The following is a 17686-nucleotide window of genomic DNA, read 5'->3' as shown; positions in this document are numbered from 1 at the left end:
ACGGTAACAAGGGAGACATGAATGACAAAGGCAAAAATTGCTTTGTCGCTTTGCCTCTCTTAAAGACAACCAGCAACTTCATAACCTCGTAACCCCGTAACCTTATAACTTTACTTGTACCTCGGGTCTTCCACGTACTCTTCCTTACGCATCTTGATCACCTCGATACTCAGAAATCCGAACTCATCGACCACCTTACCATAGAGGCGATAGATCCCCTTCCCTCTGAAATAATACTTGGCTGCGACCTGCGGAAACAGGGTACAGTCGAACACCTCTCCCACCTGATCAATAAAGGTGGCGAAGTTCATTTCTTTCCCGTGCTGGGTTCTGGTGCGCTTTACGGTTACGAGATAGCCATAGATATCGATATTCCGATTCAGAAAGCGCTCCAGATCTTTGGTGGTATGATCATTCAGAGGCTTCTCCTTCAGTAATTCGAACGGACTGCAAAGGCAAAACCCCAGCAACTCGATCTGATCGAAGGCGGCTTCCAGGTCGGTCGTATGCAATACGGGGATCTCAAAATCGCGATGGGGCGGCCGAAACAACCGCTGCTGTAATTCGGGCTTCTTACTCACTCCCAGTTTAAAATGGGCATGCCAAAGCAGCTCGTACTTATCGACGCCGGTAAAGCGAAAGGCATTGATACGTATCAGGATCGACAACTGCTCGATGCCAATACGCACCCGGTCTACGAAGTCGTCTAACGACCGGTATTCACCTTCCTGCAAACGTTCCCTGACGATATTCAAAGCGGTACGCTCTTCCAGTTCCTGCAGCACCAACAATCCCAAATAAATATCCTTACCCTGTATGGTATGCTGCGGAAAGCTGCGGTTCACACAGGGCACATGGATAGTAGCGCCAAGCATTCGAGCTTCGTGGACATAGATCTCGGTACGGTAGAATCCGCCCCCGTTATTGAGCACCGCCACCATGTATTCCAGCGGAAAGTAGGCCCGTAAAAAAAGACTCTGATAGCTCTCCACGGCATAAGAGGCCGAATGCCCTTTCGCAAAGGCGTACCCTGCGAAGCTTGCCACCTGCCGCCACACCTCCTGTATCATCTCTTCGGCATAACCTTTCTCCCGGCAATTCTCAATAAACTTATCTTCGACCCTCTTAAACTCTTCCCGGGAGCGGTACTTCCCGCTCATCCCCCGCCGCAGTACATCGGCCTCCCCCAGGGTGAGTCCGGCAAAATGGTGGGCCACCTTGATCACATCTTCCTGGTAGACCATAACCCCATAGGTATCGGGCATGATCTCCCGCATCACCGGGTGGGCGTCTTTTCTGCGCTCGGGATCACGGTGGCGGAGAATATACTCCCGCATCATTCCGCTTTTGGACACTCCGGGACGAATGATCGAACTCGCTGCCACCAGCCCCAGGTAATTATCGACCTCCAGTTTTTTAAGCAGCATGCGCATGGCCGGTGACTCGACATAAAAGCACCCCATACACTGAGCCCGACTCACCATGGCGTTGATCTTCTCATCCTGCTTGAGGCTTCGTATATCATGAATATCGAAGGGAGGAGCTTCCGGCTGATTCTCACGGATAATGGCCACTGCCTCCTTGATCTTTGCGAGTCCGCGTTGCCCGAGGATATCGAACTTATACAGCCCCACATCTTCGGCGATATGCATATCGAACTGCACCGTAGGAAATCCTTTAGGGGGCATATTGGTGGCCGAAAACCAGTGCAGGGGCCGCTCACTGATAAGGATCCCACTGGAATGGATACTCACATAATTAGGCATCCCATGAATGAGTTGTCCGTATTTGATCACTAACCGGGCCGTCTCATCGAGGTCCTGCATCACCTTGCGCTCATCACTGAGCCTGTCGATCTCTTCCTTAGGAAGTCCGAACACCTTACCCAGTTCGCGTACCACCCCCCGGTACTGAAAGGTTACATAGGCTCCCAGCAGGGCTACGTTCGGAAACCGCTCAAAGATATACCGGGTCACATCCTGGCGGTCGCGCCAGGAAAAATCGATATCAAAATCGGGCGGACTCGTACGGTAGCGATTGATAAAGCGCTCAAAATAGAGATCAAGCTCCATGGGATCCACATCGGTGATCCCTAGCAAATAGGCCACCACACTATTGGCACCACTCCCCCGGCCTACATGAAAATACCCCTTGCTTTTCGCATAGGTGATAATATCGTGATTGATGAGAAAGTAGGATACAAAATTCATCTCCCTGATCACCGACAGCTCTTTTTCTATACGCTCCATGATGTCCGGGCCTGCCACGGGGTAGCGATAAGGCAGCCCTTTTTCACAGAGCTCGCGAAGCAACTGCCAGTCGGCTTCTTCGTCACCGGTATAGCTGCGCTGGTTCTGCATGGGTTTGGAGTCGGAGAAGTCGAATTCGATCGCACATTGCTCCATAAGCCTCCGGGTATTCTCGAGGATAAAGGCATGCTCGCGAAAGGCCATGGCCAGGTTTGGCATGGGATACATACGTTCATCTTCTGAAGCTTCCTCCTTTTTATCGAGCTTGCTCAACAGGATGTTGTTATCGATAGCCCGCAACAACCGGTGCGCATTAAAATCCCGTTTATTGCGAAAGGTTACCGGTTGCTGCACCACCAAACGGTCGCGATGTTCATTGATATAACGGGAAAAGGGCAATTTACGCAGGTCGGCAACAGAAACCCCGATAAACTCATTCTCCCTGAATTGCGCCATCTCTTCCTCCAGCACCTTCTCAAAGGGATAGACCACCCAGGCATGCTTAAAATGAGGCGCACGCTTATCGAACGCAACCCCGCGATGCAGGTGATCGGAGAGGAAATCGTTAAGCTCATAAAATCCGTTATTATCAGCTGCCAGTCCCACGAATTCCTGTTTCACTCCATTACGAAAATCGACCCCCAATAAGGGACGCACCCCATACTCCGAAGCTTTACGCACAAAGTTGAGACAGGCCGAGGTATTATTGATATCGGTCAGGGCAATACACCCTGCCTCCATCTCCCGGGCCAGTTCGAGGAGATCGGTCTCGGAGAAGGTTCCGAAACGCAGACTGTAATATGTATGGCAATTGAGGTACAAGGGTTATAGTGAATGGTGAATGATGAATGGTGAATTGTGAATGACTACTGTTTTCTATGCGCCAGTACCGGTGGTGGCTGGCCATTAAACGGATTGTACATGCGTCCGATGGTCCGGGCATCCATGGCAGCGGCACGCAGTACGCTACGTTCCCCGAATCGTTCGCGAATCCTGTCCATGGCCTCATAGAGATCGAGGCGCTCCCGGGTATCGTCAAAGAGGTTGATCTGGTAATGGCCTCCCACCAGGTGGCTAAAGCGCACCCCGATAAGGCGCACCAGCAATCGCCTGTTATAAAGTTTTTCAAAGAGATCCAGGATGGCAGGGATCAGAATATGGTCGGCGCTGGTATACGGGATACGCAGCTGTTTGGTATAGGTATTGAAATCGGAATAGCGGATCTTCACTGCCACGCAGGCCGTAAGCTTATCGCCGCGACGCAACTGGAAGGCCAGGTTCTCGGTCATGGCGGTAAGGAGTCCGCGAAGTCGCACCACATCGATGGTATCCTTATCAAAGGTACGCTCGGTAGAGATCGACTTAAGTTCGTTAAAGGGGATCACCGGAGAGGTGTCGATGCCATTAGCCCTGTCCCAGATCGTGACTCCATTCATCCCAAGTACCGAATGCATCATATCTCTTGGCATTTCCTGTATGGTCCTGATCTGTTTGAGTCCGAGATTGCGCAGGGTCTGATAGGTCTTATCGCCCACCATAGGGATCTTTTTAATGGATAAAGGCGCCAGGAACGGCTTTTCGAATCCGTAATCGATCTTGAGCTGATTATTAGGCTTGGCCTCATTGGTAGCCACCTTAGAGACCACCTTATTTACCGAGAGTCCGAAAGAAATAGGGAGTCCCGTTTCTTTGGTAATGGTATGCCGCAATTCGGATGCGTATTTATAACACCCAAAGAAGCGATCCATCCCGGAGAGGTCGGCATAGAACTCATCGATGCTCGACTTTTCCAATACAGGCACCTGCTCTTTGATAATGTCGGTAACCATATCGGAATGCTTACTGTACACACCTGCATTACCGCGTATCACCACAGCCTCCGGACACAGCTGTCTGGCCATCTTCATAGGCATGCCCGAATGCACTCCAAAGGCACGGGTCTCATACGAACAAGCTGCCACCACCCCCCGGTCGCTGGTACCCCCAACGAGAAGCGGCCGCTTTTTGAGTCGGCTGTCGATCAATCGCTCTACCGATACGTAAAAAGTATCGAGGTCGAGGTGGAGGATGGTCCTGTTCATTTTTATTGGAATTTTTCCCAAAATTAGGAATTATTCCATTACGATGGTGCAGGGATTTTGTTAAAAATGGGGAATAGAGAAGTCAATCTTCGCCAAGGCTACGGCAGACAGGAAAGGGAAATAGGGAGACAGTCCCCTAGCCCTAAAAACAAAAGGAGCCCCTTTGCAAGGACTCCTATGCTTATATACTGTATTCTAATCTTTTTTCGATCTTCAAGTAGTCTAATTGACCCCGATATTACCCTGGGCGACCACAACTGCCAGTTGTTCAGCGCTCAAATGCACATTCACATGAGCATCAAGCCCTTGAATATCCTGATAACCCAACGGACTGCCATCATCAAATTGCGAGATCTGGGTCTTGCTCATTCCTGAATCTCCATCGACCATATTGAAACTTACAAGGATGCCTCCACCTTCAATCACATCGTTCGCATGAATGTGAGCAGGATGCATACCTCCTTCCGGGGTTCCTGAAAGCATGATCGTTGCCAAAGCAGTACCATTAACCCTTTCTTCAAAAGTAACCTCTCCTGAAACTCCCGATCCTTCAACCTCAGCAAGTGTATACGATACAGACTCACCTGTAAGCACATTTTGTCCGATATCACCCTGAGCTACGATAGTCGACAATTCTTCGCTACTCAGATGCACATTAATATAGCCATTGTAATCGATGAGATCGGCATAGCTAAGCGCCGAACCATCATCAAAGGTGGTTACATTTATGGTGCTTTCCCCGGTACTTCCATCAACTGTACCCAAGGTCACGGCAATACCTCCCCCTTCTGCCGCTGTATTAAAATGAATATGTGCCGGATGTTGTCCGTCGGCTGGGGTGCCATTCAAATCAAGCTCTATGGTAACACTTCCATCGCTTAATTCCACAAATCTTGCTGTACCACTCACACCAGACGCTGCCACTTCATTCAGGTTATAGGTGGTAGAATTCACCTCGGTAGGATCTCCATCACCAGGGTTTCCGCTTCCCCCATCATCATCTGAGCTGCAACTCAGAAATAACAGCGTAAAAAACAGGGTTGAAATTCTCAAATACTTACTACATGTTCTCATATTTTCTCCATTTTTGATTTCAGATTCCCTTTCAAGATACAAAAAGCACTGTTATTCAGCGGTTTAGACAAGGTCGAATTATCTAAGATCACAGGAGAAGTTTGGCTTTTAGGCAGGCGTATATGCAACAAGCGCATATACCATTAACCCCTTCTGTCTTCAGCAAAGCTGAAGTGGCCAACGCGTCGGCTGGCCCCATCACTAAAAAGGTCCACCGGACCTTTTCTTTACGCTCGGTCCTCCCTGAGAGGGGAAGAAGAACGTTACTTTTAAAAGTACTGTTCAAAAAGTTCGGGAGGTTGCCAAGCCACGCTGAAGCGGAGCTCGCAAGGACAAAGAACCACCCCGGCCTACGGCCACCGCTCCTTAGGAAGGAGGGGATATTTCCGATTATCAACTCACACTTCGTAACCTCGTAACAAAAAAAAGCGGCTCGAGAGCCGCTTTTTTTATTTGAATGCCTGTATTCCGGTGATATCTGCCCCGGTAATGAGCAGGTGAATATCATGTGTCCCTTCGTAGGTGATCACACTTTCGAGGTTCATCATATGTCGCATGATGCTGTACTCTCCGGTAATTCCCATACCTCCGAGGACCTGACGGGCTTCACGGGCGATCTTGATAGCCATCTCCACATTGTTGCGCTTGGCCATGGAGATCTGGGCGGTAGTGGCCCTCCCTTCATTCTTAAGCTGCCCTAAACGCAGGGCCAGGAGTTGTGCCTTGGTGATCTCGGTGATCATCTCGGCCAGCTTCTTTTGCTGCAACTGATAGGCTGCAATGGGTTTCCCGAACTGGGTTCTTTCTTTAGCATATCTCAAGGCCGTATCGTAACAATCCATGGCTGCGCCTATAGCTCCCCAGGCGATCCCGTAACGGGCCGAATCAAGACACCCTAGCGGCGCTCCGAGTCCGCTCTTCCCGGGTAAAAGATTCTCTTTAGGCACTTTTACATCGTCAAAGATCAACTCTCCGGTAGCCGAGGCTCTCAACGACCATTTGTTATGGGTCTCCGGAGTAGAGAATCCTTCCATATCACGCTCTACGATAAGTCCGTGAATACGTCCTTCTTCATTCTTTGCCCACACCACAGCGATATCGGCAAAAGGCGAGTTAGAGATCCACAGCTTAGCCCCATTAAGCAGGTAATGGTCACCCATATCCTTGAAGCGGGTTTCCATACCTCCGGGGTTCGATCCGTGGTTAGGCTCGGTAAGTCCGAAGCATCCTACGAGTTCTCCGGCTGCGAGCTTTGGCAGGTATTTCTTTTTTTGTTCTTCACTACCATAGGTGTAGATCGGATACATCACCAATGACGATTGCACCGAGGCCGTAGAACGGATCCCGCTATCGCCACGTTCGATCTCCTGCATGATGAGTCCGTAACTGATCTGGTCCAATCCGGCCCCTCCATACTCCTCAGGAATATAGGGTCCGAATGCTCCTATCTCTGCCAATCCGCCCAATACTTGTTTGGGGAATTCGGCACGTTGTGCAAAGTCTTCTATAATGGGTGATACCTCGCGCTTTACCCACTGACGGGTAGCGTCGCGAACAAGCTTATGCTCTTCAGATAATAAGTCGTCTATCTGGTAATAGTCTGGTGCTTCAAACAGGTCTGGCTTCATGGTTTTCATAATTAGGTCTCCAAAGGTAAATAATGGAATATAACATTACAATAGCATAATGTTATAATTTTAACAATCTACCCGGTTATTTACACCTCATAATCTTTCCAGTCTTCGATGTCGTTACGCTCCTCCGGTTTTATACTTTGTTTCAGGATCTTCTCATCGTATTCCATACCGTGTTTTTCCAGTACGTCTGCCGGCACCCCATCCCATACATTGGGCACATTACCCATATACCCCAGGTCGTCTATACCCATCTTACTGGTAAAGAATCCGGTAGCCACCAGGTTCCTGATACGACTAAAGAAGCGGGCTCCTTGCTCGTATTCCGGCTCTACCTCATCTGGGTAGGCGATATCATCGAGGATCGCCTTTTGCTGGCCTTCAGAGCATTTCACAAATTCAAGATCGTACCTCCTGTTACTTTCGTGGTTCAACCACATGAGTCCGCCTCGCAGCGGAGTCTGGTGATACGGCATATCCTTAACGATGAACTCTATAAAATCAGGCACTCCGGCATCGGTAGCCGATCCCGAGGTTTCATCGGCGGGAATGATAAGATCTGCCAACACAGCGATCATCGCCATTTCTTCCTCATTAAAGAAGGTTTCGCCCATTAGACGCTGATCTCTCTCCAGCTCTTCCGGGGTTCGTCCGTACCCACCACCCGGCTCCAGGGCTTTTTCCGAAGCCTCTGCACCGGCTTCAGCTTCTTTTTCGGTAAGACATCCTGAGAACATAAATCCGGAAGTCACGGTTCCGGCGAACATCGCTTTTATACTTTTTCTTCTATCCATAGGTGTGTCTTATTAGAAATTCATTTTTTTAATCTCCTCATTAAGGTACTCACTGGCTCTCCATGCCAGTGCCAGGATGGTCCAGGTAGGATTCTTATCGGCCTGAGAAACAAAAGGCCCTCCATCCATTACAAAAACGTTATCTGCATCGTGTAACTGATTATACCGGTTCACTACAGACGTCTTAGCGTCGTCGCCCATACGGGTGGTTCCCACCTCGTGAATGATCCTTCCCGGGTTGTGTAGTCCGTGGTCGCGGTCGGCCCCTGGCTTATCTCCGAGGAGGATTCCACCCATATTGGTAAGCAGTTCTTCAAAGGTATCCTGCATATGTTTGGCCTGGTTGCGCTCATCGTCGGTCCACTTATAGTTGAATCGCAGTACCGGGATCCCGAATTCATCGACCACATCGGGATCGAGTTCGCAGTAATTATCTTTTTGAGGAATACTCTCTCCCCTTCCGCTCATACCTACAACAGCACCATAAAAACGTCTTACATCGTTCTTAAGGTCGGCCCCGTATCCTCCGGCCTTTTTCATTTGACCATCTGCTCCCGGCACGAGTCCGTTGAGGTTCTCCATACCAAAGCCAACACCATAGGAAGGCATTCCCATTCCGCCCCAGAATTCGATGTGGTACCCACGGGTAAATCCGAACTTCTTCGTGTCTTTTAACCACCATGGCACATAGAGGTGCATCCCTCCAACCCCGTCTTCGTTATAACGCTTACGGTCCATGAGCTCCGGGATTAGCGCAGCCCTGTCGGCTCCCGTAGAATCGTGCAGGTAGCGCCCTACGAGTCCGCTGGAATTCCCCAATCCGTTAGGGAATCGGGACGAACGGGAATTAAGCAGTATTCGCGCAGAGCCACAGGCACTGGCAGCGAGGATGACCACCTTAGCCTTGACCTGGTACTCTTCTCTGTCGGCTTTATTAATAAAGCTCACTCCGGTAGCCTTACCGTTCTCATCGGTGAGTACCTCGCGTACCATGGCATTTACAAAAAGATCGACATTCTCATATTCCAGGGCAGGTTTCACCAGCACCGAAGAAGAAGAGAAGTCACCATAGATCGTACAGGAACGAGAGCACTGGTTACAATAGAAACAAGCCCCTCTGCGGTTGTCTACGCGTTTGGTGAGGATCGATAAACGGGAAGGGATCACCGGGAGCCCCATCTGCTCTCCGTATTTTTTGAGATACATCTCGTGAAGCCTTGGTTTTGGCGGAGGCAAGAAGTACCCATCGGGTTCATTGGCCAACCCCTCACGGGTACCAAAAACGCCAATAAGCTTATCGACCTTATCGTACCAGGGCTTTACATCGTCATAACCAATAGGCCAGTTATCGCCTTTACCATCGAAGTCCTTCCGCTTAAAATCCAGTGGTCCGAACCTCAGGGATATCCTCCCCCAGTGGTTGGTTCGACCTCCAAGCATTCGCGAACGGAACCAATCGAACTTAGTTCCATCCTTTCGGGTATAGGGTTCTCCGTCGATCTCCCATCCACCATAAGCCATATCAAACTCCCCAAAGGCACGGGTAGTTCCGGCACCTCTTCGCGGGGAATCGTAAGGCCATTTGAATTGTGTTTGTTGTTCAGGGTTTGCGGGATCGAATTTGGGCCCCGCCTCCATGAGGGCGATCTTGTACCCGGCTTCCGATAACACCTTGGCGGCCATACCACCACCGGCTCCGGAACCTACGATACAAATATCATATACAGATGCATTTTTCTTAATCTGAAAGGACATAGGATGTAGTTAGGTTAGTAAATCGACCTAAAATATCCTAAATTTTTACGGATCCCTTAATATATATTACAGAAAAATCGCTCAGTAACTTCAGTAAAAACACGAGCAACCTTATATGGAAGTTCAATAAAGATCGGCAGTTACCACTCAGGCTACCTTACATTTTCAGGTAGAAATCTTTGGTAAGGGCAATGTAGTCTTCGGTATACACATGGCGATCAAGCTCAATTGTGAGCTCTTCTTCCTGCACCGGCACCCGGGCTAACCCAAATTCGAAATAGGTTCGTTTTACAGGCGCTCCTTCGTGACCGCGAACGCGAAGTATTCGTTCGGAAAACAGATCATTGGCTTCTGCCAGCGCAAGTATGCGCGCTTCTTCCGCAGCGGGAGCAACCATAGCGAATTTACCGTCGGGGTTAAGAAATTTAGGTATACCCGCCAAAAGCTCATTAAAAGGAAGAGAAAAATTAGACCGTGCCTTAGCCCGTGTTTCATCATCCGACCTGTAATCGGCTGCGTAAAATGGCGGATTGGATACGATAAGGTCATATCGGTCGTCCATCTCATCGACAAACTCATCCCAACCGGCATGATAGCAAAACAAACGATCGTTCCAGGGTGAAGCTTCGAAATTCTCTACACACTGCTCAAAGGCATCATCATCGACCTCGAGCGCATCTATGAGTCCGGCATCAGAACGCTGTGCCAGCATTAAAGCGATCAATCCTGTTCCGGCTCCGATATCGAGAATGGCTCCCGGGCGATGGCTTACAGTAGCCCATGCGCCGAGCAAGACGCCATCGGTACCCACTTTCATCGCACAGCGATCCTGTCGGATGTCGAATTGTTTAAATCGAAAAGGTCCGGACGACATGATATTAAGATCTTAAGAATCGTATTAGAGGTAGAGATCGATAAGTCCTTCCGGCGTGCGCACAATGATCTTTTTATTGTCGCGATCTACCTTGACAATAAATTCATCATTAAGCGGAATAAGCACTTGTTTCCCATCCCTGTCGATCTCCAAAAGGGCCTGGGCCGTATTATCGTTAACGCCTTCAAGAACACCTACAAGTCCGTAACGCTCGTCTTCGATCTGGTACCCGATAACCTCGTGAAAATAGAATTGATCATCGTCCAGTTCCGGAAGCATTTCCAAAGGAAGATAAAGTTCTGCCCGCATCAGCCTGTCGGCTTCTGCTTCACTGTCTACCTCCTCCAGCTTCATACGAAGCAAGGTGTCTTTGTGCAGGGATGCACGTTCAATAAAAAAAGGAACCAGGTTGTTGCCCATGGCAACAAACACTGATTCCAATTCTTTGTAGAGTTCGGGATCGTCTGTATCCAGCTTGGCTAAGACTTCTCCCTTAAAGCTGTATTTTTTAACGATTTTACCGAGATAGAAGCAATCTTCTTTTCTCATAAAATAAATTAAGCTTCAGCCTCGTTGTTCTCTTCTTCACCTTCTGCAGCAGCTTCTTCACCTTCTGCAGTGGCAGCTTCAGCAGCTTGAGCTTCAGCCTCAGCTTCGGCAGCAGCAGCTTTACGCTTCTCGTTCACTTCTTTCTCTGCTTCAAGAGCTTTAGCTTTTGCATCAGCTTCAGCTTTAGCAAGATCTTCTTTCTTAGAAGAAACTTTAGACTCTTTCTCTTCTACCCATGCTTCGAATTTCTTCGCAGCATCTTCTTCGGTAAGAGCTCCTTTATCAACACCTTTAAGCAGGTGGTGCTTAAGCATAACTCCTTTGTAAGAAAGAATTCTTTTCGCAGTGTCAGAAGGCTGAGCACCGTTTCTTAACCATTGTACAGAACCGTCAACATCAAGTTCGATCTGTGCAGGGTTAGTGTTTGGATTGTAAGTTCCTAATTTCTCAAGGAATTTACCATCTCTTTTTGAACGGCTGTCGGCCGCAACGATCCAGTAAAAAGGCTTCCCTTTTCTACCGTGTCTCTGTAATCTGATTCTAACAGGCATAAATTACATTAATTAGCGGGGTTCACGACCCCTATTATTAATTTTTTGAGGGTGCAAATATAAACTAAAAAGTTATAACCCTGATACTTTACGGCATTAAAAAACAGATGGTAAGCGATTTATTTTGAAGGAAAGAGTAATGAGGGTAGGCCTTTCTTGCTAAAGCTTCAGAGGGTAAAAAAGTGAAGCCCTCCTACACCAAGGTTTCGGAGGGTGAAAAAGGGAAGTCAACCTTCGCCAAGGCTACGGTTGATAAAATGGGTATGGAAATAAACATTGAAGAAATAACCCCTCACGTACCCTTAGCGATAAAATTTCCTCCTTCCGAAAATCTTAACAGGAAAATCCTTTAACAAGCATTAACAAAATTCGTTAAACCTTTGATAAACAGCGCTATATATTTGACATGAACTACTACATTCCTTATACTATAGTTGCGTTATCGAAAAACGGTAACATTAATTTCGAACCAATAAAATCAATATACCAATGAAGTTTAGCAAAATGATGTCAGAACGTTTAAACTCCTTACTAGAGAGCACTTACGATGCAGAGAAAGGCTATTTGAACGCGATGAACCGAATAGATGAACCAGCAGAACTTAAAATGTTCTTTAAACGACGGGCAGAACAACGAGGCGATTTTGCCAGAGACCTACGCAGGGAGATCCTGAGCTACGGAGAAATGCCGGAAGAAAGCGGAACCCTCCGAGGAACTACCCACAGGTTCTGGACCAACATCCGATCGTTACTATCTGAAAACAAACAGGAAGCCGTGCTTGAAGAGTGCCTGAGAGCAGAGAAGAAAGTGATCGAAGAATACAATGAGATCCTCAAAGAGCAAAAGACCTTACCGCCTTCTACGGTAGATCTTTTGACCAAGCATAGCGATGCGATCAGAAACGCCATTAACAAAGTACATTTGTTTGAAGAAATGGTTTCCTAATCCGTTGAACCGCAATCTAAACAACCCGGGATAACCCCGGGTTTTTTTATGTCTTTTTCGTAATTTCAATGCGCTATGAAAAAACCGTTACTCGCCTTTACCGAAAAGGGCATTTACTGCGAACCGGCCGGGGTATACCTGGATCCGTGGCGGCCGGTAAACAAGGCCCTCATCACCCACGGCCACTCCGATCACGCGCGGTGGGGCCACCAACAGTATATCACCCACCATCACAACAAATCTATTATGGAGCGTAGGTTAGGCGATATCGCAGCGCAAGGGGTCGATTGGGGAGAAACTACTGTGATCAACAACGTTAAATTTAGTTTTCATCCGGCGGGTCATATCCCGGGGTCTTCCCAGATTCGCGTGGAGCACAAGGGAGAGGTTTGGGTTTTTACAGGCGATTACAAACTCGAAGACGACGGCATCGCCCCTCCCTTTGAGCCGGTGAAGTGCAACGGATTTATCACCGAGTGCACCTTTGGGCTTCCCGCCTTTAACTGGCGACCCCAACAAGAGGTTTTTAACGACATCAATACCTGGTGGAAGCAGAACAAGGCTGAAGGTCATACTTCGGTGCTTTTTGCCTACTCCCTGGGAAAGGCACAACGATTGCTCAAACACCTCGATCCAGAAACAGGGACGATCTTCACCCATGGCGCCATCGAGAACATGACCGAGGTCGTTCGCCGGTTCACCGATCTTCCCCCTACGACCCTCATTACCAAAGACACTCCTAAAAGTGAGATCCGCGGGAACCTCATCATTGCCCCTCCGGGCACGCACGGAAGTGTCTGGCTGCGGAAATTCGCTCCCTATGCCACTGCCTCGGCCAGTGGCTGGATGGCCTTTAGAGGGGCCCGCAGAAGAAGGGCCGTAGACCGCGGCTTCGTACTTTCTGACCACGCCGACTGGAGCGGACTCCTGGAAGCAGTAAAAGCCACCGGTTGTGAAACTGTGGTTGCTACCCATGGCTATACAGCGATCTTCTCCCGATACCTGCGCGAAGAACTCGGGTATCATGCGTATACCGAAAATACAGAATACGAGGGTGACAGCGAAGAAGAAGAACCTCCTACAAACGCAAAGGAAACAGCATCATGAAAGACTTTGCGCAACTCATTCGACGGCTTGACAGTACGAACAGCACCAACAGCAAGGTAGCCTACCTGAGTGCGTATTTTAGTTCTGCGGCTCCTAAAGACAAACTCTGGACCATTGCCCTGCTCTCCCATCGCCGGCCCAGACGCCCTGTGAGCACCACAAAACTACGCGAATGGGCTTCTAACCTGGCGTCGATTCCGCTTTGGCTATTCGAAGAATCCTACCATATCGTTGGTGACCTGGCAGAAACCATAGCCCTGGTCGTACCGCAAGAACAAGGTGGTGATCAAAAAGCACTCCATGAACGCATGGAAGAGCTCGCAGGACTGGGCAGGAAAAATGAAGACGAGCAACGCCTTTATCTGGAAACGGCATGGCAGGCATTTGACCATTACGAGCGGTTCGCTTTCACCAAACTACTCACCGGTGGCTTTCGCATAGGTATTAGTCAAAAACTCATGACCAGGGCCCTGGCGCAGGCAACGGGACAGGAAGAGGATGTGTTGGCCTTTAAGCTCATGGGGAACTGGACCCCGGAAACAACGACTTTTGATAAACTTGTTTTTTCCGGACAGGAAGCCGCAGAAAAAAGCAAACCATACCCCTTTTATCTGGCCTATCCGCTGGAAGAAGGCCCGGAAAGCCTCGGAGAACCTCAGCATTGGTACGTGGAGTACAAATGGGACGGTATTCGTGCCCAGGTGGTATGCAGAGGGGGAGCGCTCTTTATATGGAGTCGGGGAGAAGAACTGGTTACCGATAAATTTCCCGAACTGCAGGAACTTGCTGAGCTATTACCAGAGGGTACAGTGATCGACGGAGAATTACTGGCGCGCAATGAACAGGGCATTGGCAGCTTTAACGACCTGCAGAAGCGTCTCGGACGCAAAACAGTGAGTAAAAAACTACTTAAAGAACGCCCCGTATTCCTGAAGGCCTATGACCTCCTTGAATGGAAAGGCAAGGATATCAGAGCACTCCCCCTGCAGGAACGCAGAGCATACCTGGACCGCCTGTTCTCAAAGCCTGCCGGAACGTTTCTCGAACGATCACCCCTACTGGATTTTAACACCTGGGAAGAGGCCGCACAATTACGGGAACGAGCCAGGGAAGAAAAAAGCGAAGGGCTGATGCTCAAAAGCAAAAATGCTCCTTACGGGGTAGGCCGAAAAAAAGGCGACTGGTGGAAATGGAAGGTCGATCCCCTTACCATCGATGCCGTACTCACCTATGCCATGCGGGGTCACGGAAGGCGAACCAACCTGTTTACCGATTACACCTTTGCCCTTTGGGATGGCGAGGAGCTGGTCACCTTTGCCAAAGCTTATTCCGGATTGAGCGATGCCGAATTTCGGGAAGCCGACCGATTTATAAAAAAGAACACCCTCGACCGTTTCGGACCGGTACGACAGGTAAAACCCGAGCTGGTTTTCGAGATCGCCTTTGAAGGCATTGCTCCCAGTAACCGTCATAAAAGTGGCGTAGCGGTGCGTTTTCCACGGATCCTGCGATGGCGAAAAGACAAAAGCCCGGAAGAGGCCAATACCCTTAACGACCTTAAAGCGCTGTTATGAAAACCCAAACCATTATACAGGAAGCCACAGCATGGTTCAATCAAAGAGGGTGGCAACCCTTCCCCTTTCAAAAGCAAACCTGGAAGGCATGGCTGGAAGGAAAGAACGGACTCCTAAATGCGCCTACCGGAAGCGGGAAGACTTTTGCCTTATGGGTACCTATAGCTCTTTCGTTAAAACACCATACAACTTCGAAGTCTGCGAAAAGTGGGGTGAAAGCGATATGGATCACTCCCCTCAGAGCCCTGTCCCTCGAGATCGCCCAGGCCAGCAAAGCCTTCGCCGAAGAGATGGAGATCGACCTGCAGGTAGGTATCAGAACGGGGGATACCAGCACCAAAGAAAGGGCTGCTCAACGAAAAAAGATGCCCGACCTCCTCATTACCACCCCGGAAAGCCTGCATCTGCTATTAGCTTCAAAAGACTTTAAAAAACACTTCAGGAACTGCAAGGCTATCGTGGCCGACGAATGGCATGAATTGCTGGGCAGCAAAAGAGGCGTACAAACCGAACTGGCTATCAGTCGCCTCAAGTCCCTGTGTCCAGAGTTGCGCATCTGGGGCATCTCGGCTACTATAGGCAACATAGAACAGGCCCGGGAAGTATTATTGGGACCGGGATCAGAAAGCCTCCGAAACTCCGTGCTCATCAGGGCCAAAATTCAGAAGAAGATACAGGTGCATTCCATCATACCAGACACCATGGAAAAATTTCCCTGGAGGGGCCACCTGGGAATTCACCTTCTCGACGAGGTGATCCCGATTCTGCGCGGAAGCAGGTCGACCCTGCTTTTTACCAACACACGGTCGCAATGTGAGATCTGGTTCCAGGCGATCCTTGCCAAATACCCCGAATTCGCGGGGGAGATCGCCATGCACCACGGCAGTATTGATAAAAAAACACGCCTATGGGTAGAAGAAGCCATTCGGCACGACCGGTTAAAGGCTGTGGTCTGCACCTCCAGCCTCGACCTGGGAGTCGATTTTGCCCCCGTAGAGACCATTATTCAGATCGGCGGACCCAAGGGGGTGGCGCGATTCCTGCAGCGGGCGGGACGCAGTGGCCACCAACCGGGAAAGAACAGTACGATCTACTTTTTACCGACCCATGCCATAGAGCTCATAGAAGCATCGGCCCTGAAAAAGGCAGTTAAGGAAAAAGCCGTAGAAGATCGCATGCCCTATTTATTGTGTTTTGATGTGCTCATACAATACCTCACCACCCTCGCAGTTGCAGAAGGCTTTTATCCTAAAGAGATCTATCCTGAGATCCGGTCTACCTTTTGTTTCCAGGGCATTACCGATGATCAATGGCAATGGGTGCTCAATTTCATCACCATGGGAAGTCAGTCCCTGCGCGAATACGACGAATACAGAAAGGTAGAGGTCATGGACGACGGTAAGTTTAAAGTGAACAGCCGGGGTATTGCCATGCGACACCGCCTTTCTGTGGGTACTATCGTTAGTGATGCCGTACTCACCGTAAAATACCTCAAAGGCGGATACCTCGGGCATATTGAAGAGTGGTTTATCTCAAAACTCCAACCGGGCGACGTATTCACCTTTGCCGGCCGAAACCTTGAGCTTTTCAGGATCAAGCAAATGCAGGTCCTGGTAAAACGCTCAAAGAAAAAGAACGCTAAAGTACCCAGCTGGATGGGTGGTCGTATGAGTTTCTCATCACAAATGAGTGCCTTGCTCCGGGATGAGCTTTACCTGGCCGGAAAGGACCATATACCCTCCAAAAGCAAGGAACTCAAAGCTCTGGCTCCGGTATTTGAGCGCCAGCAAAAAGAATCGATCGTTCCGGGGCCTGAAGAATTTCTTATCGAAACCTTTAAGACCCGTGAGGGTTACCACGTCATTTTCTATCCGTTCGAAGGGCGCTTTGTGCATGAGGCCATGGGTAGCCTGCTGGCCTACCGTATTAGCCTCCTCCAGCCCATAAGCTTTTCTCTGGCCTTTAACGATTACGGCTTTGAACTTTTGTCCGATCAACCTGTAGACATCGAACAGGTGGTCGACAACAACCTCTTTAGCACAGCATACCTGCACGACGATCTCCATAAAAGCCTGAATGCCACAGAAATGGCACGGCGCAAATTCAGGGATATCGCTGTGATCTCCGGGTTGGTATTCCAGGGATACCCCGACAAGCAACTCAAGAGCAAGCACCTCCAGAGCAGCTCGCAACTCTTCTTTAATGTGTTTAAGGATTTTGAACCCGATAACCTCCTGTATCTCCAGGCCTATCGCGAAACCTTTGAACACTCCCTTGAGGAAGGCCGACTCGCCCAGGCCCTGGAACGCATCGAAAAGCAAGAGATCGTATGGAAGTGCTGCGAAAAGCCCACCCCCTTCTCCTTCCCGATCATCACCGATCGTTTACGGGAAAAACTGTCTTCAGAAAAACTGTCCGACCGGATCCGTAAAATGCAGCTCCAGCTTGAAAAATGATCTGCCTTACCACATAATTTGCTACATTTAGAAAAGTCACAGT

13 protein-coding genes are annotated in these 17686 nt (G+C 49.3%); 4 read left to right on the top strand and 9 right to left on the bottom strand.

Annotated elements, in window-relative coordinates:
• Positions 1 to 110 precede the first annotated feature (110 nt).
• The 9 genes from IS446_RS13770 to IS446_RS13730 all read right to left on the bottom strand — a co-directional run bounded on the left by IS446_RS13770 (position 111) and on the right by IS446_RS13730 (position 11561).
• Positions 111 to 3071 (bottom strand): DNA polymerase III subunit alpha, encoded by a 2961-nt coding sequence (locus IS446_RS13770; protein ID WP_203061339.1) that lies wholly within the window; start codon positions 3069 to 3071, stop codon positions 111 to 113.
• A 44-nt stretch (positions 3072 to 3115) separates the two neighbouring features.
• Positions 3116 to 4330, bottom strand: a complete 1215-nt coding sequence (dinB, locus tag IS446_RS13765; RefSeq protein WP_203061338.1) for a DNA polymerase IV — start codon at positions 4328 to 4330, stop codon at positions 3116 to 3118.
• 222 nt (positions 4331 to 4552) lie between these two features.
• On the bottom strand, positions 4553 to 5404 hold the full coding sequence (locus IS446_RS13760; protein WP_203061337.1) for a CHRD domain-containing protein: 852 nt from the start codon (positions 5402 to 5404) through the stop codon (positions 4553 to 4555).
• A 449-nt stretch (positions 5405 to 5853) separates the two neighbouring features.
• On the bottom strand, positions 5854 to 7032 hold the full coding sequence (locus IS446_RS13755; RefSeq protein ID WP_203061336.1) for an acyl-CoA dehydrogenase family protein: 1179 nt from the start codon (positions 7030 to 7032) through the stop codon (positions 5854 to 5856).
• Positions 7033 to 7121: 89 nt separating this feature from the next.
• On the bottom strand, positions 7122 to 7832 hold the full coding sequence (locus IS446_RS13750; protein ID WP_203061335.1) for a gluconate 2-dehydrogenase subunit 3 family protein: 711 nt from the start codon (positions 7830 to 7832) through the stop codon (positions 7122 to 7124).
• Between the two features lie 12 nt (positions 7833 to 7844).
• Complete coding sequence (locus IS446_RS13745) at positions 7845 to 9587, bottom strand: GMC oxidoreductase (RefSeq protein WP_203061334.1); 1743 nt, start codon at positions 9585 to 9587, stop codon at positions 7845 to 7847.
• 157 nt (positions 9588 to 9744) lie between these two features.
• Positions 9745 to 10461, bottom strand: coding sequence for a tRNA1(Val) (adenine(37)-N6)-methyltransferase (locus tag IS446_RS13740; RefSeq protein WP_203061333.1), 717 nt, complete (start codon positions 10459 to 10461; stop codon positions 9745 to 9747).
• A 24-nt stretch (positions 10462 to 10485) separates the two neighbouring features.
• On the bottom strand, positions 10486 to 11010 hold the full coding sequence (rimM, locus tag IS446_RS13735; RefSeq protein ID WP_203061332.1) for a ribosome maturation factor RimM: 525 nt from the start codon (positions 11008 to 11010) through the stop codon (positions 10486 to 10488).
• A gap of 8 nt (positions 11011 to 11018) precedes the next feature.
• Positions 11019 to 11561 (bottom strand): 30S ribosomal protein S16, encoded by a 543-nt coding sequence (locus IS446_RS13730; protein ID WP_203061331.1) that lies wholly within the window; start codon positions 11559 to 11561, stop codon positions 11019 to 11021.
• 489 nt (positions 11562 to 12050) lie between these two features.
• Here IS446_RS13730 and IS446_RS13725 point away from each other — a divergent pair, with 489 nt between their 5' ends.
• The 4 genes from IS446_RS13725 (at position 12051) to IS446_RS13710 (ending at position 17643) form a co-directional block, all read left to right on the top strand.
• A complete protein-coding gene (locus IS446_RS13725; RefSeq protein WP_203061330.1) occupies positions 12051 to 12506 on the top strand; it encodes a ferritin-like domain-containing protein in 456 nt (151 codons plus the stop codon).
• 75 nt (positions 12507 to 12581) lie between these two features.
• Positions 12582 to 13613 (top strand): ligase-associated DNA damage response exonuclease, encoded by a 1032-nt coding sequence (locus IS446_RS13720; RefSeq protein WP_203061329.1) that lies wholly within the window; start codon positions 12582 to 12584, stop codon positions 13611 to 13613.
• The gene (locus tag IS446_RS13715; RefSeq protein WP_203061328.1) at positions 13610 to 15187 is read left to right on the top strand and encodes an ATP-dependent DNA ligase; all 1578 of its coding nucleotides are present in this window, start codon (positions 13610 to 13612) and stop codon (positions 15185 to 15187) included. The genes IS446_RS13720 and IS446_RS13715 overlap by 4 nt, the downstream gene beginning before the upstream one ends.
• The gene (locus IS446_RS13710; RefSeq protein ID WP_203061327.1) at positions 15184 to 17643 is read left to right on the top strand and encodes a ligase-associated DNA damage response DEXH box helicase; all 2460 of its coding nucleotides are present in this window, start codon (positions 15184 to 15186) and stop codon (positions 17641 to 17643) included. The genes IS446_RS13715 and IS446_RS13710 overlap by 4 nt, the downstream gene beginning before the upstream one ends.
• Positions 17644 to 17686 lie beyond the last annotated feature (43 nt).

Source organism: Robertkochia sediminum (assembly GCF_016786255.1).
Lineage (GTDB): Bacteria > Bacteroidota > Bacteroidia > Flavobacteriales > Flavobacteriaceae > Robertkochia > Robertkochia sediminum.
The sequence above is the reverse complement of the archived record's forward strand: the minus strand, read 5'-3'. Positions and strand labels throughout refer to the sequence as shown.

What these genes read in the sequence shown, in the direction of transcription:
- dinB (WP_203061338.1), bottom strand. Translation starts at nt 4,330, where the DNA reads ATGAACAGGACCATCCTCCACCTCGACCTCGATACTTTTTACGTATCG.
- IS446_RS13760 (WP_203061337.1), bottom strand. Translation starts at nt 5,404, where the DNA reads ATGAGAACATGTAGTAAGTATTTGAGAATTTCAACCCTGTTTTTTACG.
- IS446_RS13755 (WP_203061336.1), bottom strand. Translation starts at nt 7,032, where the DNA reads ATGAAGCCAGACCTGTTTGAAGCACCAGACTATTACCAGATAGACGAC.
- IS446_RS13750 (WP_203061335.1), bottom strand. Translation starts at nt 7,832, where the DNA reads ATGGATAGAAGAAAAAGTATAAAAGCGATGTTCGCCGGAACCGTGACT.
- IS446_RS13745 (WP_203061334.1), bottom strand. Translation starts at nt 9,587, where the DNA reads ATGTCCTTTCAGATTAAGAAAAATGCATCTGTATATGATATTTGTATC.
- IS446_RS13740 (WP_203061333.1), bottom strand. Translation starts at nt 10,461, where the DNA reads ATGTCGTCCGGACCTTTTCGATTTAAACAATTCGACATCCGACAGGAT.
- rimM (WP_203061332.1), bottom strand. Translation starts at nt 11,010, where the DNA reads ATGAGAAAAGAAGATTGCTTCTATCTCGGTAAAATCGTTAAAAAATAC.
- IS446_RS13730 (WP_203061331.1), bottom strand. Translation starts at nt 11,561, where the DNA reads ATGCCTGTTAGAATCAGATTACAGAGACACGGTAGAAAAGGGAAGCCT.
- IS446_RS13725 (WP_203061330.1), top strand. Translation starts at nt 12,051, where the DNA reads ATGAAGTTTAGCAAAATGATGTCAGAACGTTTAAACTCCTTACTAGAG.
- IS446_RS13720 (WP_203061329.1), top strand. Translation starts at nt 12,582, where the DNA reads ATGAAAAAACCGTTACTCGCCTTTACCGAAAAGGGCATTTACTGCGAA.
- IS446_RS13715 (WP_203061328.1), top strand. Translation starts at nt 13,610, where the DNA reads ATGAAAGACTTTGCGCAACTCATTCGACGGCTTGACAGTACGAACAGC.
- IS446_RS13710 (WP_203061327.1), top strand. Translation starts at nt 15,184, where the DNA reads ATGAAAACCCAAACCATTATACAGGAAGCCACAGCATGGTTCAATCAA.